At 57.7% G+C, this 23,247-nt stretch carries 28 protein-coding genes; 10 read left to right on the top strand and 18 right to left on the bottom strand.

Translation table 11 applies throughout. From position 1 onward, the window contains the following. Positions 1-76 precede the first annotated feature (76 nt). Positions 77-481 carry a hypothetical protein gene (locus ABLN94_RS03725; protein WP_352989304.1) on the top strand — a complete coding sequence of 135 codons (405 nt, stop codon included), beginning with the start codon at positions 77-79 and terminating at the stop codon, positions 479-481. A gap of 15 nt (positions 482-496) precedes the next feature. Here ABLN94_RS03725 and ABLN94_RS03720 read toward each other — a convergent pair whose 3' ends face one another. Together ABLN94_RS03720 and ABLN94_RS03715 are read right to left on the bottom strand one after the other, a co-directional pair. Beyond that, a complete protein-coding gene (locus ABLN94_RS03720) occupies positions 497-853 on the bottom strand; it encodes a diacylglycerol kinase (protein ID WP_352989301.1) in 357 nt (118 codons plus the stop codon). Between the two features lie 132 nt (positions 854-985). Next, a complete protein-coding gene (locus ABLN94_RS03715; RefSeq protein ID WP_352989299.1) occupies positions 986-1,174 on the bottom strand; it encodes a hypothetical protein in 189 nt (62 codons plus the stop codon). 229 nt (positions 1,175-1,403) lie between these two features. Here ABLN94_RS03715 and ABLN94_RS03710 point away from each other — a divergent pair, with 229 nt between their 5' ends. After that, positions 1,404-1,646, top strand: coding sequence for a CDGSH iron-sulfur domain-containing protein (locus tag ABLN94_RS03710; protein ID WP_352989296.1), 243 nt, complete (start codon positions 1,404-1,406; stop codon positions 1,644-1,646). On the opposite strand, the gene ABLN94_RS03705 is transcribed toward ABLN94_RS03710, so the two are convergent. From ABLN94_RS03705 to ABLN94_RS03685, 5 genes are all read right to left on the bottom strand, one after another. Beyond that, a complete protein-coding gene (locus tag ABLN94_RS03705) occupies positions 1,647-1,907 on the bottom strand; it encodes a DUF6455 family protein (protein WP_170490251.1) in 261 nt (86 codons plus the stop codon). Further along, positions 1,907-2,176: a DUF6455 family protein gene (locus ABLN94_RS03700; protein WP_352989293.1), complete on the bottom strand. Its 270-nt coding sequence runs from the start codon at positions 2,174-2,176 to the stop codon at positions 1,907-1,909. Before ABLN94_RS03700 ends, ABLN94_RS03705 begins: the two co-directional genes overlap by 1 nt. Before the next feature lie 15 nt (positions 2,177-2,191). Further along, the gene (locus ABLN94_RS03695) at positions 2,192-2,443 is read right to left on the bottom strand and encodes a DUF6455 family protein (RefSeq protein ID WP_352989291.1); all 252 of its coding nucleotides are present in this window, start codon (positions 2,441-2,443) and stop codon (positions 2,192-2,194) included. A 70-nt stretch (positions 2,444-2,513) separates the two neighbouring features. Continuing rightward, entirely contained in the window at positions 2,514-2,882 is a 369-nt protein-coding gene (locus ABLN94_RS03690) for a YigZ family protein (protein WP_352989288.1), read from the bottom strand. After that, positions 2,879-3,586 (bottom strand): M48 family metalloprotease, encoded by a 708-nt coding sequence (locus ABLN94_RS03685; RefSeq protein WP_170490264.1) that lies wholly within the window; start codon positions 3,584-3,586, stop codon positions 2,879-2,881. Before ABLN94_RS03685 ends, ABLN94_RS03690 begins: the two co-directional genes overlap by 4 nt. Positions 3,587-3,708: 122 nt before the next feature. On the opposite strand from ABLN94_RS03685, the gene ABLN94_RS03680 reads away from it, so the two are divergent. Further along, positions 3,709-3,957, top strand: coding sequence for a hypothetical protein (locus tag ABLN94_RS03680; protein WP_170442915.1), 249 nt, complete (start codon positions 3,709-3,711; stop codon positions 3,955-3,957). On the opposite strand, the gene ABLN94_RS03675 is transcribed toward ABLN94_RS03680, so the two are convergent. Further along, complete coding sequence (locus ABLN94_RS03675) at positions 3,945-4,220, bottom strand: DUF167 domain-containing protein (protein ID WP_352989283.1); 276 nt, start codon at positions 4,218-4,220, stop codon at positions 3,945-3,947. The two genes, ABLN94_RS03680 and ABLN94_RS03675, sit on opposite strands and share 13 nt — an antisense overlap. 137 nt (positions 4,221-4,357) lie before the next feature. Here ABLN94_RS03675 and ABLN94_RS03670 point away from each other — a divergent pair, with 137 nt between their 5' ends. Continuing rightward, the gene (locus tag ABLN94_RS03670) at positions 4,358-4,936 is read left to right on the top strand and encodes a nitroreductase family protein (protein ID WP_352989281.1); all 579 of its coding nucleotides are present in this window, start codon (positions 4,358-4,360) and stop codon (positions 4,934-4,936) included. After that, positions 4,936-5,631, top strand: coding sequence for an EI24 domain-containing protein (locus ABLN94_RS03665; RefSeq protein ID WP_352990157.1), 696 nt, complete (start codon positions 4,936-4,938; stop codon positions 5,629-5,631). Before ABLN94_RS03670 ends, ABLN94_RS03665 begins: the two co-directional genes overlap by 1 nt. Positions 5,632-5,633: 2 nt before the next feature. Here the strand turns inward: ABLN94_RS03665 and ABLN94_RS03660 are convergent, their stop codons facing one another. Continuing rightward, a complete protein-coding gene (locus ABLN94_RS03660; protein WP_170490271.1) occupies positions 5,634-5,909 on the bottom strand; it encodes a DUF1467 family protein in 276 nt (91 codons plus the stop codon). Positions 5,910-5,925: 16 nt separating this feature from the next. Continuing rightward, complete coding sequence (gene mce, locus ABLN94_RS03655; protein WP_352989276.1) at positions 5,926-6,330, bottom strand: methylmalonyl-CoA epimerase; 405 nt, start codon at positions 6,328-6,330, stop codon at positions 5,926-5,928. 135 nt (positions 6,331-6,465) lie between these two features. On the opposite strand from mce, the gene ABLN94_RS03650 reads away from it, so the two are divergent. Beyond that, positions 6,466-7,182: a response regulator gene (locus ABLN94_RS03650; protein ID WP_352989274.1), complete on the top strand. Its 717-nt coding sequence runs from the start codon at positions 6,466-6,468 to the stop codon at positions 7,180-7,182. A gap of 199 nt (positions 7,183-7,381) precedes the next feature. Here the strand turns inward: ABLN94_RS03650 and aspS are convergent, their stop codons facing one another. From aspS to ABLN94_RS03630, 4 genes are all read right to left on the bottom strand, one after another. Then, positions 7,382-9,157: an aspartate--tRNA ligase gene (gene aspS, locus ABLN94_RS03645; RefSeq protein WP_352989271.1), complete on the bottom strand. Its 1,776-nt coding sequence runs from the start codon at positions 9,155-9,157 to the stop codon at positions 7,382-7,384. Positions 9,158-9,236: 79 nt separating this feature from the next. Then, complete coding sequence (locus ABLN94_RS03640) at positions 9,237-9,908, bottom strand: CPBP family intramembrane glutamic endopeptidase (protein WP_352989268.1); 672 nt, start codon at positions 9,906-9,908, stop codon at positions 9,237-9,239. Then, complete coding sequence (locus ABLN94_RS03635; RefSeq protein ID WP_352989265.1) at positions 9,905-10,552, bottom strand: aminotransferase class IV family protein; 648 nt, start codon at positions 10,550-10,552, stop codon at positions 9,905-9,907. The genes ABLN94_RS03640 and ABLN94_RS03635 overlap by 4 nt, the downstream gene beginning before the upstream one ends. Then, positions 10,507-11,634 carry an aminodeoxychorismate synthase component I gene (locus ABLN94_RS03630; RefSeq protein ID WP_352989263.1) on the bottom strand — a complete coding sequence of 376 codons (1,128 nt, stop codon included), beginning with the start codon at positions 11,632-11,634 and terminating at the stop codon, positions 10,507-10,509. The genes ABLN94_RS03635 and ABLN94_RS03630 overlap by 46 nt, the downstream gene beginning before the upstream one ends. Before the next feature lie 176 nt (positions 11,635-11,810). Here ABLN94_RS03630 and carB point away from each other — a divergent pair, with 176 nt between their 5' ends. Together carB and ABLN94_RS03620 are read left to right on the top strand one after the other, a co-directional pair. Beyond that, positions 11,811-15,155 carry a carbamoyl-phosphate synthase large subunit gene (gene carB, locus ABLN94_RS03625; RefSeq protein ID WP_352989260.1) on the top strand — a complete coding sequence of 1,115 codons (3,345 nt, stop codon included), beginning with the start codon at positions 11,811-11,813 and terminating at the stop codon, positions 15,153-15,155. 254 nt (positions 15,156-15,409) lie between these two features. Then, positions 15,410-15,820 carry a VOC family protein gene (locus tag ABLN94_RS03620; protein WP_352989257.1) on the top strand — a complete coding sequence of 137 codons (411 nt, stop codon included), beginning with the start codon at positions 15,410-15,412 and terminating at the stop codon, positions 15,818-15,820. Positions 15,821-15,839: 19 nt separating this feature from the next. Here ABLN94_RS03620 and ABLN94_RS03615 read toward each other — a convergent pair whose 3' ends face one another. The 3 genes from ABLN94_RS03615 to ABLN94_RS03605 are packed head-to-tail and all read right to left on the bottom strand — an operon-like array spanning position 15,840 to position 20,393. Next, positions 15,840-18,881 (bottom strand): efflux RND transporter permease subunit, encoded by a 3,042-nt coding sequence (locus ABLN94_RS03615; protein ID WP_352989255.1) that lies wholly within the window; start codon positions 18,879-18,881, stop codon positions 15,840-15,842. A gap of 10 nt (positions 18,882-18,891) precedes the next feature. Beyond that, positions 18,892-19,929: an efflux RND transporter periplasmic adaptor subunit gene (locus tag ABLN94_RS03610; RefSeq protein WP_352989253.1), complete on the bottom strand. Its 1,038-nt coding sequence runs from the start codon at positions 19,927-19,929 to the stop codon at positions 18,892-18,894. After that, complete coding sequence (locus tag ABLN94_RS03605; RefSeq protein ID WP_352989250.1) at positions 19,926-20,393, bottom strand: MarR family winged helix-turn-helix transcriptional regulator; 468 nt, start codon at positions 20,391-20,393, stop codon at positions 19,926-19,928. Before ABLN94_RS03605 ends, ABLN94_RS03610 begins: the two co-directional genes overlap by 4 nt. Positions 20,394-20,561: 168 nt before the next feature. Between ABLN94_RS03605 and ABLN94_RS03600 the strand changes: the two genes are divergently transcribed. Beyond that, positions 20,562-21,686, top strand: coding sequence for a beta-ketoacyl-ACP synthase III (locus ABLN94_RS03600; protein ID WP_352989248.1), 1,125 nt, complete (start codon positions 20,562-20,564; stop codon positions 21,684-21,686). 294 nt (positions 21,687-21,980) lie between these two features. Further along, positions 21,981-22,391 (top strand): ester cyclase, encoded by a 411-nt coding sequence (locus ABLN94_RS03595; protein WP_352989245.1) that lies wholly within the window; start codon positions 21,981-21,983, stop codon positions 22,389-22,391. 82 nt (positions 22,392-22,473) lie between these two features. On the opposite strand, the gene ABLN94_RS03590 is transcribed toward ABLN94_RS03595, so the two are convergent. Beyond that, the gene (locus ABLN94_RS03590; RefSeq protein WP_170490380.1) at positions 22,474-22,935 is read right to left on the bottom strand and encodes a hypothetical protein; all 462 of its coding nucleotides are present in this window, start codon (positions 22,933-22,935) and stop codon (positions 22,474-22,476) included. Positions 22,936-23,247: the final 312 nt, after the last annotated feature.

Here is a 23,247-nt window from a genome sequence, read left to right as displayed (position 1 = left end):
AAGCGAGTTTATTGGCAATCTGCGCCCATCTCGTGGATTATGGCAGGACATCCAGCCTCGTATGAAGGAGGGTTCAATGTCATGCCTACGCCTCTTTTCGCTGAAATGCGCCACGCTATTACTTGCTGCTCAGCTTAACGCGGTGCCTGCTTCGGCCGACAACATCAGTGCAGGCGGCTTCATTATCATCGGCTCATCGCCGCTGAGCTTGCACCACCGCAGCAAACACAAAGTACACCGGTATTACGGGGCGCCCGAAGTGTATCGTCACAAGACTAAACCCAAGGTTTATCACGACAGGCGCAAACCAAAGACTTACGGCCACGCCAAGCACCGGCAGCACTATGTCAAACCAGTCAAACGGTACAACCGATCTGTCCGCAAGGTTCCCAGAACGCGTTCGTCGCCGTACTATATTCCGCAGAACTATGGCATTCAGCGCCGGACGTTCGGCTATGGAGTTTCTCGAAGCAGGTATTGAGGCTGTGGAGCTGTTTCAGAGCAGGCTCAAAAGCCCGACAATCCAAACCACGCCGGCTGCGATTGCGGTCAATGCAACCGCCGCGCTCGCCGCATCCTTGGCTTGGCCGGCGAGTTCACTGTGGTCTGTCGATGTGTGATCGACGGCCCGCTCGATCGCGGTATTGAACAGTTCGGCCACCAGAACCAGCAGCCCAAGAACCAATATCAATACGCGCAACCCATCCCCTAGGGGCAGCCAAAGCGCCAGGATCGCCGAAACAAGATTGGCCCAAACCCATACGCGAAACGAGTATTCGTCTCGCCATGTTGCGGCCAGTCCTTGCCAACTCCAGCGCGTACGATCCTTGAGACGGGTAAAGAAGTATTTCATCTGCTCTCTGCTTTTTTCGGTAAACGAAACTGAAGCCTTATCTGTCTGTGTAAGCAAGAAAAAACCGCCCCAGGGGCGGCCATGTTTGGAGAAATGTGCGGGCGACTTCAAATAGAGCCGCCCGCGGAATTCTTATTGAGCGACCGGGTTACAGACGGTCTGACCAGCTTCGGTTGTGGTTAGTTCTGTACCTGCTGGGCAACTCGGTGTGCCGAATTTGTCGTACTCAGGAGTAATGTAAACCGGCGCCGGTTCCTCCTGCTGCGAGCAAGCAGCTAGAATAAGAGCAAATGCACCAACGGCAGCAAATTTGAGTTTCATGTCCGTCTTTCCTCTATTAAATTTCTGATATTGCCCAAGAATTCGGGGCCGGGGTCAGAATAGGACTTCGATTGTATTATTGCAACAAATTGAATCACGTGAATGTGATTCAAAGCGAAACCACGCTGGTAACCTCTTTTCAAACAGCGGTTTTTTGAGCAAAAGCTACCGTTTTTTACGCATTGTCCTACACTGTGGGTGCGACATCAGCCAAAGACGGAGGAGCCACATGTCAGACAGCCCCACTATTGCGCAAAAAGAACCCTACCCGGTCGAGGTGACCGAAGGGAAAAGCTATTTCTGGTGCGCATGCGGCCGATCCAAACGTCAACCGTTTTGTGACGGCTCTCACAAAGACACAGGGTTTGAACCGATCAAATACACCGCCGAAAGCAGCAAGAAGGTCTTTTTCTGTGGCTGCAAGCACAGCGCTAAGGCGCCGCTTTGTGACGAGTCTCACTCAAAACTGTAATCAGGCTTTCAACGTGTTCAGCAGATCCGCATTGGCGCAGAATTCCGGCGCCGCATGGGCCTCGGTTTGTTGTTCGGCCAACCAGAGCGCGCACTGGCCGCTGCATTGCGCCGTCCGGCAGCGTGTCACCAATTCAGCATAGCGATCCGGTGTCAGCCGTCCCTCGGCCATGGCTTCGGACAGCGAAACATTCATGCAGCGCGCTACGGATCGGGTAAGCCAAAAGTGTTTTTCGACATCGCCCAAGATATCCTTTGCCATCAGTTTACCCGCCTTTGCATCGCTTTCAGTTCCGCGAAACGTTGCTGATTTCTACAGGTCTGCGGGGCACCGTTCGCATCCTCATGGTGATCCAGCCAATCTGGGCACCGGTTGGCCCAGCCACAGCCCCGGCAGTATTGAATCATCTCGGCCCAGTCCTGTTGCGTTAGGTGGCCTCGCCGATGCGCCGCAACCATGTCTGTTCCGGTCACCCGCCCCATACGCAGAACGAGGCGCAGATGGGTCATGATCTCTCCGAGATGTGGCATGGGATATTCCGTTTCTTAAGGGATAAGTTTGCCGAGCAGCTCCTGATTGCGGCAGTATTCAGGCGCTCGGTCCACTTGGGCGGATTGAACCAGAAAATTCTGGCAGTGCTTAGGGTTCGGACAATCGGTGCACCTCAGAACCGCGTCGGTCAGTTCATCGAACAAAACATCGCCGTCAATCGCCGATTGTTGCAGGTCTACGCCCAGTTTGGTTGCCATCCGGTCGACCAGACCGGCGTGGTGTTTCAGCGTCTCTCGGCTCGTCATCGAAAGATCCTCTCCCTGTCGCACGTTGAAACAGGATAGACGAACCCGGCGATTGGGCCTTTGACACAGGTCAAGGCCCGGCGCCGATATGATCCAGATAGGCCCGAGTGGCATCCTGAACCCGGCGAAATCGGTCGCCGCCCAGTTTCTTGCCGCCGTACCAGCGGGTGACGATCACCACATGGTTTTGCAATTCAGCACGTTCGAGCATGCGCAGGATCACCATGCCCGCACCGCTTTCGCCATCATCCGCCTTGAGCGCACCGGTCGGCAACACGGCCGCCCAGGTGTTGTGTGTCGCCTTGGCGTAAGCTTTGTCTGATTTGAGGTCGTGCAGCACCGCATCAACCTCGGCCCGGGTACTGACGGTCGCGCCCGACACCGCGTATTTCGAGCCGCGATCCATCAAGATCACGCCCAATCGTGTCAGAGAAGTCATTGTGTCAGACCCAGTTGCCTTGCTGTTTCCTGCACGATCTGAACCCGCGCGGCATTGGGCGGATGAGTCCCCAGAAACTGATCCCCCGGATCGGGCAGACGGTCGAAATATTTGGCCCCAATCAGTGGGTTATATCCTGCGTTATGCGTGATGATCGTCCCAAGCTGATCCGCTTCCAACTCAAACTGCTTGACGTTGACCTGCATACTTACCTCAGCGCCCAGTTTCTGTGACCGTTCCAGCTCAGCCCCGTCTTCCCCATGCAGTTTGCCCAGATCGTTAAAAATCGCAGCACCTTCCTGCGCGCTCTTCGTCTGTCTGCCGATATGACCCAACACGTGATGTGCCGCCTCATGTCCCATCACGAAGGCCAGTTCATCGGCGTTCTGCGCGGATTGGATCATTGAACGAGTGAAGATGATCACCGGTTGATCCTTGTCGTCCAGAGTCTGAAAGGCGTTGGCTGGCGCACGAGGATTGAGGTCGACCAGAATCGTGAAGTCACAATTCCTGACCACGGCTTGACGCAAGCATTCGGCGCGGGCCTCTTTGCCGACAGCGCGGCTGATTTCCTGAAATGCAGCAGCCTCTACCTGAAACTCTTCTGAATCCTGTGACCATTCCGCTGCTGGTTGCACACGCAGGACACCGGCGCTGCAGGCCGCCAGCATCACAGGAAAAAGCAAAAAGGTTAGGCGGCGCATTTACTTTCCTTTGAAACGGTAAACCCGTCTGTAAAACCATATCGCGGTCTCAATAGAACTGCCACAGCCGGATTGCACCTGAACGGGTTGCATTGCTGTCGTCTGCCCTGCACTCTGGCGACATGTTTTCGATTGAGCATGAATTCGACTCGACTGTCATTACTCTGGTGGATGAAGGTGAGAAGCCTTTACAAGAGGATGTCGTCATAAACAGCTTCGCCGAATGTGTGACGCTTGAGCAATTGGACCCCCGCACAGACCAGATTCAAAGGATAACCCTGTCTCCTGAACAGGTCCGCGATCTAGCTGCTGCACTGGACCTGCCGGAAGGTGTGTATCAGATTCACGAGAAGCCAGATCAAGACGCATAGACGAACAGCTTGTCCCGAGTGGTTTGCCCCTGTTTCAGGGTAAGCGCCGACGGGGCCACACCCATAGCCGTGGCTAGAATCTGGCGCACAGCCTCATTCGCCTTACCGTTTTCAGGCGGTGCGGTAACCGAAATGCGAATGTCACCTCTGTCGACCTGAATGCTATCCTTCGTAGCTTTCGGCGTCACCCTGACAGGAATCGCCCTGCCAGGCATGGCCAGATTGCTCAGATCAGGTACATCGCGCAGTTTGGGTTTGGCCATCTGATACCTCCTGCCCGCATACACTCTTGCACGGGCGAGCCGGGAATGAAATTGATCCCGCAAGTCCAGCTGTTTGCACTTGAAACGCGCCAGATGTTCAACCAGATACTGACTGTTTATGTGAAGGAAGTTAACATATGTCCTTGAAGAACCCGGCCGCCTTGGAATTTCTGCAATCGCGCCGATCGCGTCCGGCAAAGACTCTGGTTGCTCCGGCGCCGAACCGAGAGGAATTGCTACCTCTTTTGACGGCCGCCGCCCGCAGCCCCGATCATGGCAAGCTGGAGCCGTGGCGGTTTATCATTCTGGAAAAAGGCGCAATGCCGCGCTTGTCCGCCCTGACGCAGGACCGCGGCGTCGCCTTGGGCAAGACGCCCGAAGAAATCGCCAAGGCCAGCAACCAGTTTGACATGGGCCAGCTGGCCGTAGCGGTGATAGAGGTTCAGAAACCGTCTGAGAAAGTCCCCGCGATCGAGCAGACCTATTCCGCCGGTGCTGTCTGTCTATCTCTGCTGAACGCCGCCCTTGCGGCGGGTTGGGGCGCGAACTGGCTGTCGGGCTGGCAGGTGCATGATCCCGAGTTCTGCCGTCAAGCCTTTGATCTTCAAGATAATGAACGCGTCGCTGGATTGATCCATATCGCGACCGAAAGCAAAGCCCCGCCAGAACGCCCCCGCCCAGATGTGGCGGCCATAACTGAGTGGGTTTCGGAATGATGATCTTCAACGCGTTCTTCGCAGCCCTTGGCCAGGTCGGAGACCCCAAATTCCGCGCCGTCCTGCTGCGCGGCGTCGGTCTGACAATCATCTTGCTGATCGTGGCCTGCGCGGCGGCCATCTGGCTGATCAACCGGGCGTCCGGGGATGAGATTTCCTTGCCGTGGATCGGTGCCGTGCCGTGGCTGAACGACGTATTGAACTACTCAGGTATCTTTGTGGTGCTGATCCTACCAGTATTCCTGATGGTGCCCGTGGCATCGGCCATTACGTCGATGTTTCTGGAAGAGGTCGCTCAAGCGGTCGAAGACAAACACTACCCAACCCAACCCGCTGTACCCGGTATCGCGTTCAGCGAAGGATTGCGTGATGCGCTGGGGTTCATGGGCGTGCTAATCGTGGCCAACCTTCTGGCACTGATCCTGTATGCGATCTTTACGCCACTAGCCCCCTTTATTTTTTGGGCGATGAACGGGTTTCTGCTGGGCAGGGAATACTTCACGCTGGCCGCGATGCGTCGCGTTGGCCGAGAGGGCGCGCGCAAGTTGCGCGCCAAGCATTCCGCAACAATCTGGCTGGCGGGCACCTTAATGGCCATCCCGCTGGCAGTGCCTTTGGTGAATCTGGTGATCCCGATCCTCGGTGCCGCCACGTTCACCCATATCTACCATAAGCTGTCAGAGCCTACGCTCTGAGCTTACTCGCGTGGTTCCAGTTGGTTCAGCCAGTCGAAATCGCGCACCGAGATCACACCCGAGATGATGATCCCTGCAATAATCGCCCAGAGCACCACCGAAATCCCGGTGGTGATCCATATCTTTTTCTTCATGTGATGAACTTCCGGCGCGCCCGCATGGGTGCCGGGAACAATGTCGCCCAGATCACCCTGCGTCTTGATGCGGATCGGCAGCACGATCAACAACGTCATGAACCAGATGACGGCAAACAGTACCAGTGCAGCAGTAATCGTCATGACAGCCTCGTAAGGGTTAGACCTGTTCTAGCTCGACCAGGCAGCCGTTAAAGTCTTTGGGGTGCAGAAACAGCACCGGCTTGCCATGTGCACCGATTTTGGGCTCTCCTGACCCCAGAACGCGGGCACCGGTTTCTTTCAGGTGGTCGCGGGCGGCGATGATGTCCTCGACCTCATAGCAGACATGGTGAATGCCGCCGGCCGGGTTCTTTTCCAAAAAGCCGTTGATCGGGCTGTCTTCGCCCAGCGGGTAAAGCAGTTCGATTTTGGTGTTGGGCAATTCGATGAAAACTACGGTCACGCCGTGATCGGGTTCGTCCTGAGGTGCGCCGACCTTGGCTCCCAGCGCGCTGCGGTACTGTTCGGACGCGGCCTCAAGATCAGGCACAGCAATGGCGACGTGGTTCAGGCGACCAATCATGGAACTCTCCTTACGTTCTGCGTTGCCGCGGTTATGGGGGCTGATCGGGCAAAGAACAAGTGCGCCAAATTGCCGTTAACGTCGTGTTAGCCAGAACTTCCTAGCGTTGGTCATCTGCTGACTAGGAGTTCTGCCATGGACGATTCGAGCCCCTTTGCCTCTCCCGCGCAGCCGACGGCCACGCGGCCTCTGCTGGGTCAAACCATTCTGGTTGTCGAAGACAGCCGCTATGCCTGCGACGCGATCCGGCTGATGTGCCTGCACAGCGGCGCGCGCATACGGCGCGCCGATTGCCTGACGTCGGCCCGGCGTCACCTGCAGATTTATCGTCCCTCCGTCATTTTGGTGGATATCGGCCTGCCGGACGGATCGGGCGCGGAATTGATTGCAGAACTGAGCGAGGCGACGCCTCGTATTGGCGCCATTCTGGGCATGTCCGGCGATGATCACGGGCAGGATGTGGCATTGCACGCGGGGGCCGACGGGTTTCTGGCCAAACCGCTGAAATCCCTGTCCCACTTTCAACAGTTCATACTGGAAAGCCTGCCCGAGGATCGTCGTCCCAACAGCCTGCACGCCATTCGGGATGAGATTATTCGCCCCGATCCGATGGCCTATCAGGATGACATGGCCCATATCGCCGATGTTTTGGCCGGGCCGAACGATCACCGAACGCTGGACTATGCGGCACAGTTCCTGTGTGGTGTTGCCCGGGATGCCGAGGATACGGTTTTGGCCGAAGCGGCACAGCAACTAGCTGAGTCGCGCGCAAGCGGCACTCCGGTCACGGCACTTGCCGCACAGGTCGCGGGGATCGTGCAGGCACGGCTGGAGCAGCGCGAGGCGATCTGAGATGGCGACAGCGTATTTTCTGACGGCTGTAATCGTGAGCGTGTGGGCTTACTCCCAAGCCCGCGCCATTGCCCGGAACATTCGGATCGCGCGTGGAACCCTACCCTGTCCGCTAACGGTCACGCGAAATACCACCGGCGTTGTGGGCAGTCCGACCCCAACGAAAAAACCCGCCGCATAGTCTGCGACGGGCGTTTGTTTACTCCTGCGGGATGACCCGCAGACCCAGCTCCATTAGCTGATCCGAAGTCGGATCGGACGGTGCGTCCATCATCAGATCCTCGGCACGCTGGTTCATCGGGAACATCATGACCTCGCGGATGTTCGCCTCATCGGCCAGCAGCATCACGATCCGGTCGATCCCCGCAGCGCAGCCCCCGTGCGGCGGGGCGCCATAGTGGAACGCACTGAAGAGCGCGCCGAAGCGGCTTTTCACCTCTTCCTCGCCATACCCGGCCAGTTCAAAGGCCTTCAGCATGATCTCGGGCTTGTGGTTCCGGATCGCGCCTGAGACCAGCTCATAGCCGTTACAGGCCAGATCGTACTGATAGCCGCGTACATCCAACGGGTTACCGTTCAGAGCTTCCAAACCACCCTGCGGCATCGAGAACGGGTTGTGTTCAAAGTCGATCGCGCCAGTCTCTTCGTCCTGCTCATAGATCGGGAAATCCACGATCCACGCAAAGGCGAACCGGTCTTTCTCGGTCAGGTTCAGTTCGTCGCCGATCACATCACGGGCCTTGCCTGCGACCTTCTCAAAGGCCTTCGGCTTGCCACCGAGGAAGAACGCGGCATCGCCAACGCCTAGACCCAGTTGCTGACGGATCGCCTCGGTGCGTTCGGGGCCGATGTTCTTGGCCAGCGGACCTGCAGCCTCCATCCCTTCGCCCTGATCGCGCCAGAAGATGTAACCCATGCCGGGCAGACCCTCTTTCTGCGCAAAGGCGTTCATGCGGTCACAGAATTTGCGGCTGCCGCCCGTCGGCGCGGGGATGGCGCGGATTTCGGTGCCTTCCTGCTCCAACAGCTTCGCGAAAATCGCGAAGCCAGACCCGCGGAAGTGGTCGGAGACCACTTGCATTTTAATAGGGTTCCGCAGGTCAGGCTTGTCGGTGCCGTACCACAGGGCTGAGTCCTTGTAGGAAATCTGCGGCCACTCTTGGTCAACTTTCCGACCACCGCCGAATTCTTCAAACACCCCTGTCAGCACCGGCTGGATCGTGTCGAACACGTCCTGCTGCTCGACAAAGGACATCTCCAAGTCAAGCTGATAGAAATCGGTGGGGGAACGGTCGGCGCGCGGGTCTTCGTCGCGGAAGCACGGTGCGATCTGGAAATACTTATCGAAGCCCGACACCATTATTAGCTGCTTGAACAGCTGCGGTGCCTGCGGCAGCGCATAGAACTTGCCCGGATGCAAACGCGACGGCACCAGGAAGTCGCGCGCACCTTCGGGCGATGATGCGGTGATGATCGGCGTTTGATACTCGCGGAAGCCCTGATCCCACATACGTTTGCGCATCGAGGCGACAACGTCCGAGCGTAGGGTCATGTTTTGCTGCATCGCCTCGCGGCGCAGGTCCAGATAGCGATAGCGCAGGCGGGTTTCTTCAGGGTATTCCTGATCGCCGAACACCATCAGCGGCAGTTCGTCGGCGGCACCCAGAACTTCCAGCTCACGCACATAGACTTCGATCTCGCCAGTGGGCAGTTTAGGGTTCACCAGCTCCGGGGCACGCGCCTTAACGCTACCGTCGATGCGGATGCACCACTCAGACCGCACCTTTTCCAGCTCGGCAAAAGCTGCGCTGTCGCCGTCACACAGAACTTGTGTCACGCCGAAATGGTCGCGCAGGTCGATAAACAGCACGCCGCCGTGATCTCGGACACGATGCACCCAGCCAGACAGGCGGACGGTTTCACCGACATTGGCGGCGGTCAGAGCGGCGCAGGTGTGGCTGCGATAGGCGTGCATGGATCATATCCCTTCGGGCGCAGAATTCGTCGCGCCGATACACCCCGTCAGGCAGCGAAAGTCAAGGCGGGTATACCGCTCAAAACGGCCTTTGCACGTTGCCAGAATAGAAATAGACGCCGAGACCGGCGGCGAAGATGATGTTACCAGCTATCGCGTGCAACAAGACCGCATAAAAAAACGATCCGCGCTTGCGGTAGGCCCAAGTGAACAACAGCCCTCCGGCGAAGGTCATGACGGCGACAATCCAGCTCCAGTACATCAGGTGAGCCAAAGAAAACAGCGCCGCGTTTAGCAGATAGGCCGCCCGTCCGTTCGGCAGGATCGCGTGATAGCGACGAAAGAATAGAGATCGGAACAGTAATTCTTGCGGCAGGGCCGACAGCAGCGGGTAACCGAGCCAGATGACCAGCAGGAATTCAGGTCTATTGCGCAGCAGAAAAAACGCCGCCTCGGGTCGTGTGGCCATCACAAGCGCGGCGCAGAAAGTGGTCATCGCGACCGCGAACAACGCAACTTCACGCCAGGACCAGTTGCGCCAATTGTACCGCAGCTCGGCCCAGGCGAAGCCCGGCGTGGAGTGCAGAAGTACGATGCCGACGGCCGTGAAGGCAAAGAGCGACGGGAACATCCAGTTGGGAGGGAAAAACACCGCAATCAGCACTGGCACAGCCATGAAGAACAGCCCGAATTCCAGTCGCAATCGCAGATGCGGGACTGTGCTGTCCACCCAATCGGTTTGTTTGCTCACTGTACTGCCAACTCCGCCCGGATTAGACCACGCAACGAATTTCCCAGATAGATTTTTGATGCGTTTTTCAGGTCGGTCAAGGTCAGGGTGGTTTCGGTAACCTGTTTATTATCCAGTAGTTCTTCGCGCAGGATACCCGGCAGGACGCCGCTAGATAGAGAGGGCGTCAGGCAACGACCGTCGTGCATGTGTAGAAACAAGTTGGTAATCGTGCCTTCGCACAACTCATCGCGTTCGTTCAGAAAGAAAAGCTCGTCGATCCCTTTTGGCAGTCCCGCTCGGGCAGCGTCGTAAATCGCGCGCTGTGTGGTCTTGTGCTGCAGCCAGATGTCCGACGCGGTTAGACGCGTCTCAGCAAGGGCCACCCGCCAGACCGGAGGGTTCTCAGTCAGTACCCCGGTCGTCACGTCCTGCTGACCGTCGGTCGCCAGCGTCAACCGGCACCGCAAAGGCATCTCGTCCCCAACACTGTTCAGGCGCTCAACAGCAAGACCGGCGTCGAAAGGAATACCGAACGCTTCCGCCGAGCGCGCCATGCGGGCCAGATGACGATCGCGACGCACAAATCCCTGATCAGGCCGGAACGCCAGTGTTTCGATTATGCGGAAGTCAGAATCAGCTGGTGGGCAAAGCGAGCTTTCCATAGCGCTTCCTCATATTCCGATGGGGCCGTGCTGTCCCAGACCAAGCCGCCACCCACGTTCAGGGTGGCCTTGCCATCCTCGACAGTCAGCGTTCGGATTGCCACGTTGAATTCGGACCGTCCGTCGGGTGCTGCCCAGCCGATGGCGCCACAATAGATGTCACGGGACCAGGGTTCGAGATCAGCCAAAATCTCCATCGCGCGAATCTTGGGCGCACCGGTGATCGAACCACATGGGAACAGCGCCGACAGAATATCGGACAGTTCCGCCCCCAGATGCAGTTGCGCCTGCACCAACGAGATCATCTGATGCACGGTGGCGTAGGTCTCGACCTTGAACAGCTCGGGCACCTTCACGGAACCGGGTAGTGCGACGCGGCTGATATCGTTGCGCAGAAGATCGACGATCATCAGGTTCTCGGCCCGGTTCTTTTCATCCGTCGACAAGAAAGCCCGGCGGCGTGCGTCCTCGGCCATATCATCGCTACGTGGCTGTGTGCCTTTCATCGGGCGGGTTTCGATACTCCGGTCTGCATCGGTACGAAAGAACAGCTCGGGCGAACGGCTAAGCAGATCGGGCAGACCGTCCTGCTCGACCAGTGCTCCGTGGCCAACCGGTTGACCTGCGGCCAGCGCGGCATAGAGCGCCGCACTGTCCCCGTCGACGCTCAGGTCAATCGGAAAGGTAAGGTTGGCCTGATAGATATCTCCTGCACCGATTGCATCATGCACCTGACGGAAGGCGCGCGTGTATCGCGCTTCGTCCCAGCGGGGCTCGAAACTCTTCACACCACCAGACGCAGGGGGAAGATCGCGCTGCGTGGGTTCGTCATAGACCCCGAAACACAGCAGGGGCAGACGCCGCCCACTTGGCATAAGGTTCGACAACCGGGGCTCAAGCGCGTAACCCAACTCATAACTGGCATAACCCGCCAGCCACGCACCCTCGGCGCGCGCCTCATCCAGCGCCTCCATCGCTTGGGGCACCTCTTCCGCTGTGTCGGCACGGATAACCTCCGCTGGCCGGTCGAAACTTGTTCCGGGTCCGGCCGGCCCCTGATCAAAACGAATACGCAATTGCATCCTCATTTGCCGTGCTGCGCGGTATAGAGATTACGGCGACAAGGGAAAGAGGGGAAAGCGGCAATTTCATTCCCGTTTCCGATACCTCTTGAACCTTTTCGCGCGGTCCCTATAACGCAGGACAATTTGGGCGCTCGGGGGTGCCCTGACTCGCGAACAATCGAAGGAACCAGGCCATGCCCAGAAGAACCGACATCCAGTCGATCATGATCATCGGGGCGGGCCCCATTGTTATCGGTCAGGCTTGCGAGTTCGACTATTCCGGCGCTCAGGCCTGCAAGGCGCTGCGCGAAGAAGGATACCGGGTCATCCTGGTGAACTCAAACCCTGCCACGATCATGACCGATCCCGGGTTGGCGGACGCCACCTATATCGAGCCGATCACCCCCGAAGTTGTCGCCAAGATCATCGAGAAAGAACGCCCCGACGCCCTGCTGCCCACGATGGGCGGGCAGACCGGCCTGAACACCTCGCTGGCGCTGGAAGAGATGGGCGTGCTGGACAAGTTCGGCGTTGAGATGATCGGCGCCAAGCGCGACGCCATCGAAATGGCCGAAGACCGCGCCCTGTTCCGCGAGGCGATGGACCGGCTGGGTCTGGAAAACCCCAAGGCGACCATCGTGACCGCACCCAAGCGTGAAGACGGTTCCACCGATCTGGACGCGGGCGTGCAAATGGCACTTGATGAGCTTGAAGAAATCGGTCTGCCCGCCATCATCCGCCCCGCCTTTACTCTGGGCGGCACCGGCGGCGGAGTGGCCTATAACCGCGAGGATTATATCCATTTTTGCCGTTCGGGCATGGATGCCTCGCCGGTCAACCAGATCCTCGTCGATGAAAGCCTGCTGGGCTGGAAAGAATACGAGATGGAGGTGGTGCGCGACACCGCTGACAACGCGATTATCGTCTGCTCCATCGAAAACGTCGACCCGATGGGCGTGCACACGGGTGACTCGATCACAGTGGCCCCTGCCCTGACGTTGACCGACAAGGAATACCAGATCATGCGCAACGGCTCGATCGCTGTTCTGCGCGAGATCGGCGTCGAGACCGGTGGTTCGAACGTTCAGTGGGCGATCAATCCCGATGATGGCCGTATGGTCGTGATCGAGATGAACCCGCGCGTTTCGCGCTCGTCCGCTCTGGCGTCCAAGGCAACAGGTTTCCCGATTGCCAAGATCGCCGCCAAGCTGGCCGTCGGCTACACGCTGGACGAGTTGGACAACGACATCACCAAGGTCACGCCCGCGTCGTTCGAGCCAACCATCGACTATGTCGTCACCAAGATCCCGAAATTCGCGTTTGAGAAGTTCCCGGGCTCCGAGCCCTACCTTACCACCGCGATGAAGTCGGTGGGCGAGGCTATGTCGATCGGCCGGACCATCCACGAATCGATGCAAAAGGCTCTGGCCTCCATGGAATCGGGCCTGACCGGCTTTGACGAAATCGAAATCCCCGGCCTGAACGTCGGTGTTTGGGAAGAAGCGGACGACAAGGCTGCCGTGATCAAAGCGATCAGCCAACAGACGCCAGACCGCCTGCGCACGATTGCGCAAGCGATGCGTCACGGTCTGTCCGATGACGAGATCTTCGGCGTCACCAAATTCGACCCGTGGTTCCTCGCCCGTATCCGAGAAATCATCGAAGCCGAGCGTCAGGTGCGCAAAGGCGGCCTGCCGGTCACTGAAGATGGTATTCGCAAGCTTAAAATGCTGGGCTTCACCGACGCACGTCTGGGCAACCTGACCGGCCGTGACGAAGACAACGTCCGCCGCGCACGTCGGAACCTTGGCGTCAAGGCCGTGTTCAAACGCATTGACACCTGCGCCGCCGAATTCGAAGCGCAGACACCTTATATGTACTCGACCTACGAAGCCCCGATGATGGGCGAAGTCGAGTGTGAGGCACGTCCAAGCGACCGCAAAAAGGTCGTCATCCTCGGCGGCGGCCCAAACCGGATCGGTCAGGGCATCGAGTTCGACTATTGCTGCTGTCACGCCTGCTTTGCGCTGACCGACGCGGGTTATGAGACCATCATGGTCAACTGCAACCCTGAGACGGTATCGACGGACTATGACACTTCGGACCGCCTGTATTTTGAGCCGCTGACTTTTGAACACGTCATGGAAATCCTGACGAAAGAACAGGAAAACGGCACGCTGCACGGCGTCATCGTTCAATTCGGCGGTCAGACTCCGCTGAAGCTGGCCAACGCGCTTGAAGCCGAAGGCATTCCGATCCTCGGCACCACGCCCGACGCAATTGACCTGGCCGAAGACCGGGAACGCTTCCAGGCGCTGGTTAACGAGTTGGGCCTTAAGCAGCCGAAAAACGGCATCGCTTCGACCGATGAACAGGCGCTTGAAATCGCAGAAGAAATCGGCTTCCCGCTGGTGATCCGCCCCTCCTACGTTCTGGGCGGTCGTGCGATGGAGATCGTGCGCGATATGGATCAGCTGCGGCGCTACATCAACGAGGCCGTCGTGGTCTCGGGCGACAGCCCAGTTCTGCTGGACAGCTATCTGGCGGGCGCGGTTGAACTGGACGTAGATGCTCTGTGTGACGGGACCGACGTGCATGTTGCAGGCATCATGCAGCATATCGAAGAGGCCGGAGTGCACTCGGGCGACTCGGCCTGTTCGCTGCCACCCTACTCGCTGTCGAAAGAGATCATAGAGCAGATTAAGAAACAGGCGTTCAAACTGGCCAAGGCGTTGAACGTGGTCGGCCTGATGAACGTTCAGTTCGCGATCAAGGATGGTGAGATCTACCTGATCGAAGTGAACCCGCGCGCCTCGCGCACCGTGCCGTTTGTCGCCAAAGCAACCGACAGCGCGATTGCCTCGATTGCTGCGCGCGTCATGGCGGGTGAGAAACTGTCGAACTTCCCGATGCGCCCACCGTATCAGGAAGGCAAGGACACCAAGATTGCTGACCAGATGACGCTGGCCGATCCGGACATGCCTTGGTTCTCGGTGAAAGAGGCCGTGCTGCCCTTCGCCCGCTTCCCCGGCGTCGATACGATCCTCGGCCCGGAAATGCGCTCGACCGGTGAGGTCATGGGCTGGGACCGTGACTTCCCTCGCGCTTTCCTCAAAGCGCAAATGGGGGCCGGTATGGTGCTGCCGTCTTCGGGTCGCGCCTTTATTTCGATCAAGGATGCCGACAAGACCCCTGCGATGCTGGAAGCCGCTCAGGTGCTGGTCGAACAGGGTTTCACTCTGGTCGCGACGCGTGGCACACAAAGCTGGCTGGCGGATCAAGGCGTGCCTTGCGACGTGGTGAACAAGGTCTACGAAGGCCGTCCGGACGTCGTCGACATGCTGAAAGACGGTCAGGTGCAACTGCTGATGAACACCACCGAGGGCGCGCAGGCGGTCGAGGACAGCAAGTCCATCCGCTCGATCGCTCTGTATGACAAGATCCCCTACTTCACCACCGCCGCCGCAAGCCATGCCGCAGCGCTGGCGATCAAGGCGCAGGCCGAAGGGGATGTCGAGGTGAAGTCGCTGCAAGGCTGACCGGCCTGAACCCGCTTGCAAAGCCACACATTTCGCGCGCCCGTTGACCTTGTGTCTTCGGGCGCGCATCGTTTCTGCAATCGGGCAGAAGGAAAAAGAAATGCGCAGGTATATGGTTCTCGCCGCCTTGATGACGCTGGCTGCATGTGACGTACCGCTGATCCCATTAATCTAGCACGGATTTCGGTACTCTTTTCGCTTTGCCTGCGCGTTCGCAGGCCCCATCATGCTGGCCTGAGCTAAGCGAGGGAACCGTGCGCCTTTACACCACATACGGTACCAACGATCTGCCGAGGGCTATCCGGTTCTATGACGCGATCTTTTCCGTTTTGGAGCAACCGCGCCTTCCGGGATGGACCGAAGGCCGGGCCGGCTGGGGAACAGACCCTGACGCCGGAACCGGATTTTGGGTTTGCAAGCCCTTTGACAGGCTCACTGCCGACGCTGGCAATGGGACGATGATAGCGTTCCCTGCCCACAGCGCCGCGCAGGTCAGGCGGTTTCACGCCACCGGTCTGGAACATGGCGGCGCCGACGAAGGTGGCCCGGGCGTTCGTAGTTACTATGCACCCGATTTCTACGTCGCCTATCTGCGCGATCCCGACGGCAACAAGCTGTCCTGTTTCTACTACCACTACAACCCGGCAGAAGATCCGGGCGACTGAAACAGCCGCCCGGCGCATGTCAGGTTTCAGCGGCCTCGCGTTTTTCATCCCGTGCAAAGAACACGAGGTAAAAGACCGGCGCTGCAACCATTGTCAGGATCGTGGCAAAGGCCAGACCGCCCATGATCGTCACCGCCATCGAGCGGAAGAACGCATCCGTCAGCAGCGGTGCCATGCCCAGAATGGTGGTGATCGCCGCCAGCATCACAGGGCGCAGACGCGAGACCGAGGCCTCGACGATCGCCTCACGCAAGGGTTTGCCGGTTTCGCGGACCAGGTCGATTTCCTCGACCAGCACAATGCCGTTTTTGATCAACATCCCCGACAGGCTGAGCAGCCCCAGCAGTGCCGTAAAGGTGAACGGCAATCCGGTGCCCAGCAGTCCGATCACGACGCCGTTCACCGACATCGGCACCAGCAACCAGATGATGATGGGCTGGCGGATCGCATTGAAAATCAGCACCGAGATAAGCACCATGATCAGCAGGCTGAGCGGCAATTGGCGCCCGAGGCTTTCGTTTGCATCGCCCGCGTTTTCGAACTCACCACCCCATTCCATCCGATAACCTGGCGGCAGTTCCATGTCTTCGATGGCCTCGCGCACTTCGGAATGCACCTGCGCTGCCGTCATATCGGCAGGGATATCGGCTCCCACCGTGATCGTCAGCACCCGGTCGCGACGATGCACCAGTGTGTTGAGCGGCTTGTATTCGAACCCATCGACCATTTGCTCGATCGGAACAAATCTTTGAGATTCATCCGAGTACACGACCTGATCGACGATCGAGTAATCCCCGTCCACGGGGCGGCGCAGGATGATGGGTATCAGGCGATCTCGCTCGCGGAATTCCCCAGCCGTAATCCCATCTGTCGAGAACTGAAGCGTGGCCGCAATGTCTTCGCGGGATACGCCCGCGGTCTGGGCACGCTCGGTCGCGTAGATCGGTTGGACGGCCAACTCCTGCTCTCGCCAGTCGTGATAGACGTTCAGCGCATTGGGGGAAGCTTCGCGCATTTTCAAAACTGCTTCGTCGGCCAGCTCACGCAACACCGCCGGATCGCTACCCGAGAACCGCGCTTGTATCGGGTCACCGCCGCCGGGACCGAAGATCAGGCGCCGGGTGCGGAATTCTCCCTCCGGGAATTGAGCTTTCCCGAAGGCTTCCAGTTCTGCTCGAAGAGGCGGAATGTCATCCAGCGATTCCGTTCGGATGATCATATGCCCATAGCTCGGGTTCGGATCTTCGGCCGAGTAAGTAAGCAGAAACCGGGTCGCGCCCTGCCCCGCAAACGTAGTCACCGAAACAACATGGTCTCGATCAGCCAACCAATCTTCAAAAACCTCCATGTCCTGAGCTGTGCGCGCGATGGTTGTCCCTTGCGGCAACTTGTAATGCACAAAGAACAACGGCGTGTTCGAGTCAGGGAAGAACTGCTGCTTGACCAGACCGAACCCTGCAAAACATGCGACTGTCACACCCAAAAGCGCGGCGATCACAAGCCAACGGAAGCGAAGCGCCCAGCGCAAAATAGCGCCATAGACGCGGAACATGATGCCGCCATAGGCATCGGCCGAACCTTCTTTCCCTTGCTTAAAGAAGTAGTGTCCCAGCAACGGCGTCACCGTCAGCGCCAGCACCCAGCTGAGCAACAACGAAATACCGATCACCGCAAACAGCGAAAACAGGAACTCCCCCGTCGCGTCCGGGCTCAGACCAATCCCTGCAAACGCCATGATGCCGATGACCGTAGCCCCCAGCAGCGGGATTTGCGTCTTCGAGGCTGCCTCGTCCGCTGCATCACGCGAATTCTTTCCGCGCAGCATGGCTATCTGCATGCCTTCGGCGACCACAATGGCGTTGTCCACCAGCATCCCCATCGCAATGATCAGAGCTCCCAGCGAAATCCGCTCCATTTCGATCGAGAAGATCGACATGAACAGCAGCGTACCAACCACCGTCAGCAACAGGGTCGTGCCCACAACGATAGCCGCGCGCCAGCCCATGAAGATTGCCAGCACCGCAACCACGATTGAGACCGACATCGCCAGGTTCACAAGAAAGTCGTTCGACGCCTGTTCGACCACCACGTGCTGCTGGTAAATGGGCAGGATTTCAACGCCGAAAGGAATCTGTGAATCCAATTCGGCGAACTTGGCATCGGCGCGATGACCGACCTCGACGATGTTCTCGGTCGACAGGCCCGCGATGCCCAGCGTGAACGCTTCGGTGCCGTTGAACCGGATCATAACTTCTGGGTCTGTCTGGCGGCCCCGGTATACTTCTGACGTGTCGAACAGGTTGATCACCTGTCCTTGAGACCCCAGTGACAACCCAGCAATGGCCGACACTGTGTCCGATCCTTCGGCGGTCAGGATCGTGGTGCGGTCATTTTCCGACCGAACCGAACCCGAAGCATTCACGGAGTCCGCGTTTGCGATGGCCTCATTTATGACTGTGATTGGCACGTTCTGATTCACGGAAATGGCGAGGTCCGGTTCGACAAAGATCGCCTCTTCCGGCAGGCCCGTGACCTCGACATCCGCTACACCGGGTACGGTAAGCAACTCACGCCGAAGGAAGGTGGCGAGTTCGTGTTTCTCGGCGTCAGAAAAACCTTCGGCGGTGACCGCATAGAACAAACCGAACACGTCGCCGAACCCGTCATTGACCAACGGCTGGCCCACCCCCGAGGGTAACGTTCGCGCGGCATCGCGTACGTTGGCACGCAACTTAGTCCAGATTCCAGGCAACTCGGTGCCGTCATAGGTAGATTTGATCTCGACCTCGATCAGCGAGAAACCTGGTTGGTTGACCGAAGTGATCGTGTCGACTTCACCCATCTGCTGGATGGCCGATTCAAGCGGCTCAGAGACTTCCAGTGCCACCTCTTCCGCAGTGGCGCCGGGGTATTGAGTCGCAATGACGGCGTTCTTGATGGTGAAGGCCGGATCTTCGAGTCGGCCCAGAGACAAAAATCCCCAAATGCCTCCAAACAAGGCAATCAGGATGATCAGCCATGTGTAAATCGGCCGGTCGATAGAGGCGCGCGCGATGTTCATCTGACTGCCCTCAGTTTGCAAAGCCAGTAAAGCGGCGCACAGCCTGACCGTCGGTCAAGGCACTGCCACCAGCGACCACAATTTCGTCGCCATCTGACAGCCCGGTCAGTACCCGGACATCGCCGGTCTGAGTGGGTTCAATGGTCACAGGGACGAGACGAATAGTGCCTTCATCAGCTCCAACTGGCGAAAACACCATGACGCCCAGCGCACCATCGGCGTTCGCAACAATTGCTGAGGCGGGAATGACGATGCCGGTTTGATCATCCTGAACCTGAACATTCACGGTCACGGAAGAACCAGGCAAGATTTGTAACCCCTCGGGCGGGGTCAAGCCAAACTGGATGCGGAAGGTCTGCCCGACGGTAGAGCTTTCGGCATCGAACTCGCGGATTTGCAACGGAAAGACTTCATCACTGACCGGGAATTTCGCAGTGATTTTGATGTCTTCTTCCTGACCTGAACGCTGGAAAAGAATCTCGGGTACATCGACCTCGATCCGCAGTTCTGACATGTCGTGGATACGCACGATCGGCGCCCCAGCGGACACTGTTGTGAAGGCTTCGACCGCCCGGCTTGACACCAGCGCATCGAACGGTGCTGTCAAAGTGGCATGTTCCAGATCGTATTCGGCATCCCGAACAGCGATATCGGCCAGCTGCGCCTCGGTCTCGGCGTCGTCCACCGCTACCTGGCTGGCGGTCGTCCCCCGCAGACGCGACAACCGGGCCACAGTACGGTCGGCCTGATCCTTTTGCAGGACCGCGCGGTCATACCGGCGCTGGAACGGCGCCTGATCCAGCTGGGCGATCAACTCACCCTTGGGGATCACGAAGCCTTCAGTTACCGGCATCTCGACAATTTGGCCCGAGACCTGAAAGGCCAGATCAACGGTCTGTCGGGCCGCCACGCGACCAAAGAACTGACGCGAAAACCCCGGTGTAGTTTCCTGCACCAGCATCAGTTTGACAGGTTTCGCCGTATCCTGCGCCACAGCAGAAGTTGTCAGCGCGATCAGAGCCGCACTTAGAAAAGAGAGGAGTTTCATTTCGTCAATCCCTCGGGAATTCCAGTTTTCAGGACGTTGTCTCGGATTTTGCGGGCCAGCCGCGCGAATTCGGCAGTTTCTTCTGCATTCAGACCCGAGGCACGGTGGAACAACTCTCCGGCTTCGGACACCAGCATATTACGCGCTTCTTCGCCTTGTTTGGTCAGAACTAACAGCCAAGCCCGGCGGTCTTCGGGGTCACGCTCTCGGGTCAGGTACCCGGCCTTTTCAAGGCCATCCGCCGTGGCAGTTATGGTCGACGGAACGCTCAACATGTCTGCGGCCAGAACGCCCATACGCTTTGGCTGATCGAGTTTGATCAGCATATGACATTCCGGATGGCTCAGGTCCGTTTCGATGCAATCGAACGTCTCTTCAAGCTTCCAGTATAGGGCATACACACCCATGATTGACTGAATTTCGGGGCTGAGACGGCCAAGTCTGGCACTGATATCTTCTGACATTGCGGGGGCTCCGTGCACATGCGAAGCGCCATATACTTCGATTTCCGAACTATTCAAGATGTGAAATTGAATTTGATCGCTTTCAGTATATTCCCTTGGGTCACCTTCCCTTGATCAAATCTTGTTGTGACTGCATCTTAATCGGATTCGAAACCTTCAGGACCAGCCATGTATACGCCCGCTATCACCGGCACAGGTGTTTTCACGCCCGAGAACATCATCAGTAACGCCGAGCTTGTCGCCGCCTTCAACGCCTATGCTGACAAGCAGAACGCTGAAAATGCAGTCGCAATAACGGCCGGTGAGATGGAGCCGATGCAGCATTCCTCTGAAGAGTTCATTCTCAAGGCGTCGGGTATCCAGAACCGTTACGTGATGGACAAATCCGGCGTTTTGGACCCGGACGTGATGCACCCCCTGCTGCGCCAGCGCAACGACGATGAACCGGGCATCATGACCGAGATGGCCGTGGACGCCTGCAAAAAAGCGCTGGCACAGGCGGGGCGCAGTGCCGAAGATGTCGATCTGGTGATTTGCGCCGCGTCCAACCACGAACGCGCCTATCCCGCGATTGCGATCGAGATTCAGCAGGAGTTAGGGATCAAAGGCTTTGGGTTCGACATGAACGTTGCCTGTTCCTCGGCCACATTCGGCATTCAAGCGGCAGCGGATATGATCCGCTCAGGCTCGGTGCGTTCGGCGCTAGTGGTGAACCCTGAAATCTGCTCGGGCCATCTGGAGTGGCGCGACCGCGATTGTCATTTCATCTTCGGCGACGTGGCAACGGCAACTCTGATCGAACGGATCGAAGACGCCCAAGGCCCGCATTTCGAGATCCTCTCGACCCGCTGTGCCACGTCCTTCTCAAACAATATCCGCAACAATAACGGCTTCTTGCGACGCTCACGCCCAGACGGAGTGGTTGACAGACGTGACATGCAGTTCATGCAAAACGGCCGAAAGGTATTCAAGGAAGTGCTGCCGATGGTCAGCAAACACATCTCGGATCATATGGAGTCCGAGGGTGTGACCAATGGAGACCTGAAACGCCTGTGGCTTCATCAAGCCAACAAGACGATGAACGATTTCATTGGCAAGAAAGTACTGGGCCGCGAACCCGAGGCCGTTGAGCAACCCAACATTCTGCAGGACTATGCCAACACGTCCTCGGCCGGGTCGATCATCGCGTTTTCCAAGTATTCCGATGACCTCACTGACGGAGATCTTGGCCTGATCTGCTCTTTCGGTGCCGGGTATTCGGTCGGATCGGTGATCGTGAAACGGCACGGATAGTTTTGTTGCCTTTGAATAGGCTTGGCAATTCTACCGGTCCTGAAACCGCTTTGCGCAGAAACCCTAAGGTCACTGGGCCAACCGCCTATGAGATGGCGTTTCGTAATCCGTAGTTGAGGGTGAAGTAATTCATTCGAACCAGTGTTTTCAGTAGCAATGACACTGCCCTTTCGGCTCACTCGTGCAGTAGAAAAATGGAAATCGTTTTGAAAAAACGACCACCGCACATATCCTGCCCACACAGCCAGTTTGATTGGTTGGAATGTTACTAAGGAATATGTTTGGGGGGAAACAATGTCCATAGAAGCAACAGCGCGGCAGTTTTTTGAAGCTTGCGACACAGGAAAAGGCTGGGATGCATGCAAAGAATACTGCCATGAAGGCGCGACATTCTCGGCGCAGGCTGACACCCTGTCTGAACTGAACACGCTGGAAGGCTACGCAGACTGGATGCAAGGTCTTCTAACGCCGATCCCGGATGGGCACTACGAACTCAAGTCATTTGCAACTGACAATGAACGAGGGATTGTAAACGTCTTTGCCGTTTTCCACGGGACGCATTCAGTCGACGGACCAGTGCCGGCGACAGGTGAAAAACTGGCGGCTGACTATGTCTATGCGATGGAATTCGACGGCGACAAAATCAATCATATGACCAAAATCTGGAATGACGCTCACTCATTGAAGCAACTTGGTTGGGCTTAGCCATCCGCCAGAACGGTCACTTGTCATAAACTACCCCTGTCGGCGCAACGAAAAGTGCCTCGACCATGCGGAGTGGTTAGCCTCAGCTCACGCTTTCCTCTTCCAGATGCAGCTTCATCTCGATCAACACCTGTTGCAGCAGGCTGGTTTCTTTCAGCAGGCGCTTGGCCTCGTTAACGGTGATGATGCCGTCTTCGATCGCGGCTTGATATTCGGTCATCAGCATCGCGAACCGCTGGCTTAGCGCGATAACGTCCGAATTGACGCCGCCGGTGCGAGGGGTATCGGTGTTGCGACCGTCGTAGGAGAGGGTGATATTCTTGAGGTCCGCCAGCGCCGAAGTGACATGCGGGAAGGTCGACACCGCTTCAAGACGGGCCACGGCGTCCACAGGCATGAACCGATCGGTGTGCTCGGCATTGTCCGAATAATACCGGCCTAGGGTCGCTTTGGATTTACCGGTGATCTCGCAGGCAGATTCAATGCCGACGTCTTTGACCAACGCTTCTGTGTGCTTTTTCAGATAGGCCCCGATATCTGCCATATTTTCACCTTTTCTGCCTGCCTCACCCACAACATCTGCCACTGTGGGGGAAAGGGACAGGAATTTTCCCATACTCGAGTCATAGTTCAAATGTCATATATTAGCTATCCCTCAGAAATGCAGGGGTTTTGTGAGTGAGTGGCGGCCATTCTGGCCGGTAACGAGTGTTCTCGGGGTGCAATTTTAACCTCGTTCTGTATAGGCCGCATGTTGGCCGACGGCGTCGCTGTTGTTGGCGTGGGGGATCCATCCCCTTTGAGCGTACGCTCTGCCTCTGCAACGACAATGGCGACGTCGCTTCCTTTACGACTT

Source organism: Ruegeria sp. SCP11, assembly GCF_040329455.1.
Taxonomy (GTDB): domain Bacteria; phylum Pseudomonadota; class Alphaproteobacteria; order Rhodobacterales; family Rhodobacteraceae; genus Ruegeria; species Ruegeria atlantica_E.
The sequence above is the reverse complement of the archived record's forward strand: the minus strand, read 5'-3'. Positions and strand labels throughout refer to the sequence as shown.

What these genes read in the sequence shown, in the direction of transcription:
- ABLN94_RS03725 (WP_352989304.1), top strand. Translation starts at nt 77, where the DNA reads ATGTCATGCCTACGCCTCTTTTCGCTGAAATGCGCCACGCTATTACTT.
- ABLN94_RS03720 (WP_352989301.1), bottom strand. Translation starts at nt 853, where the DNA reads ATGAAATACTTCTTTACCCGTCTCAAGGATCGTACGCGCTGGAGTTGG.
- ABLN94_RS03715 (WP_352989299.1), bottom strand. Translation starts at nt 1,174, where the DNA reads ATGAAACTCAAATTTGCTGCCGTTGGTGCATTTGCTCTTATTCTAGCT.
- ABLN94_RS03710 (WP_352989296.1), top strand. Translation starts at nt 1,404, where the DNA reads ATGTCAGACAGCCCCACTATTGCGCAAAAAGAACCCTACCCGGTCGAG.
- ABLN94_RS03705 (WP_170490251.1), bottom strand. Translation starts at nt 1,907, where the DNA reads ATGGCAAAGGATATCTTGGGCGATGTCGAAAAACACTTTTGGCTTACC.
- ABLN94_RS03700 (WP_352989293.1), bottom strand. Translation starts at nt 2,176, where the DNA reads ATGCCACATCTCGGAGAGATCATGACCCATCTGCGCCTCGTTCTGCGT.
- ABLN94_RS03695 (WP_352989291.1), bottom strand. Translation starts at nt 2,443, where the DNA reads ATGACGAGCCGAGAGACGCTGAAACACCACGCCGGTCTGGTCGACCGG.
- ABLN94_RS03690 (WP_352989288.1), bottom strand. Translation starts at nt 2,882, where the DNA reads ATGACTTCTCTGACACGATTGGGCGTGATCTTGATGGATCGCGGCTCG.
- ABLN94_RS03685 (WP_170490264.1), bottom strand. Translation starts at nt 3,586, where the DNA reads ATGCGCCGCCTAACCTTTTTGCTTTTTCCTGTGATGCTGGCGGCCTGC.
- ABLN94_RS03680 (WP_170442915.1), top strand. Translation starts at nt 3,709, where the DNA reads ATGTTTTCGATTGAGCATGAATTCGACTCGACTGTCATTACTCTGGTG.
- ABLN94_RS03675 (WP_352989283.1), bottom strand. Translation starts at nt 4,220, where the DNA reads ATGGCCAAACCCAAACTGCGCGATGTACCTGATCTGAGCAATCTGGCC.
- ABLN94_RS03670 (WP_352989281.1), top strand. Translation starts at nt 4,358, where the DNA reads ATGTCCTTGAAGAACCCGGCCGCCTTGGAATTTCTGCAATCGCGCCGA.
- ABLN94_RS03665 (WP_352990157.1), top strand. Translation starts at nt 4,936, where the DNA reads ATGATCTTCAACGCGTTCTTCGCAGCCCTTGGCCAGGTCGGAGACCCC.
- ABLN94_RS03660 (WP_170490271.1), bottom strand. Translation starts at nt 5,909, where the DNA reads ATGACGATTACTGCTGCACTGGTACTGTTTGCCGTCATCTGGTTCATG.
- mce (WP_352989276.1), bottom strand. Translation starts at nt 6,330, where the DNA reads ATGATTGGTCGCCTGAACCACGTCGCCATTGCTGTGCCTGATCTTGAG.
- ABLN94_RS03650 (WP_352989274.1), top strand. Translation starts at nt 6,466, where the DNA reads ATGGACGATTCGAGCCCCTTTGCCTCTCCCGCGCAGCCGACGGCCACG.
- aspS (WP_352989271.1), bottom strand. Translation starts at nt 9,157, where the DNA reads ATGCACGCCTATCGCAGCCACACCTGCGCCGCTCTGACCGCCGCCAAT.
- ABLN94_RS03635 (WP_352989265.1), bottom strand. Translation starts at nt 10,552, where the DNA reads ATGGAAAGCTCGCTTTGCCCACCAGCTGATTCTGACTTCCGCATAATC.
- ABLN94_RS03630 (WP_352989263.1), bottom strand. Translation starts at nt 11,634, where the DNA reads ATGCAATTGCGTATTCGTTTTGATCAGGGGCCGGCCGGACCCGGAACA.
- carB (WP_352989260.1), top strand. Translation starts at nt 11,811, where the DNA reads ATGCCCAGAAGAACCGACATCCAGTCGATCATGATCATCGGGGCGGGC.
- ABLN94_RS03615 (WP_352989255.1), bottom strand. Translation starts at nt 18,881, where the DNA reads ATGAACATCGCGCGCGCCTCTATCGACCGGCCGATTTACACATGGCTG.
- ABLN94_RS03610 (WP_352989253.1), bottom strand. Translation starts at nt 19,929, where the DNA reads ATGAAACTCCTCTCTTTTCTAAGTGCGGCTCTGATCGCGCTGACAACT.
- ABLN94_RS03605 (WP_352989250.1), bottom strand. Translation starts at nt 20,393, where the DNA reads ATGTCAGAAGATATCAGTGCCAGACTTGGCCGTCTCAGCCCCGAAATT.
- ABLN94_RS03600 (WP_352989248.1), top strand. Translation starts at nt 20,562, where the DNA reads ATGTATACGCCCGCTATCACCGGCACAGGTGTTTTCACGCCCGAGAAC.
- ABLN94_RS03595 (WP_352989245.1), top strand. Translation starts at nt 21,981, where the DNA reads ATGTCCATAGAAGCAACAGCGCGGCAGTTTTTTGAAGCTTGCGACACA.
- ABLN94_RS03590 (WP_170490380.1), bottom strand. Translation starts at nt 22,935, where the DNA reads ATGGCAGATATCGGGGCCTATCTGAAAAAGCACACAGAAGCGTTGGTC.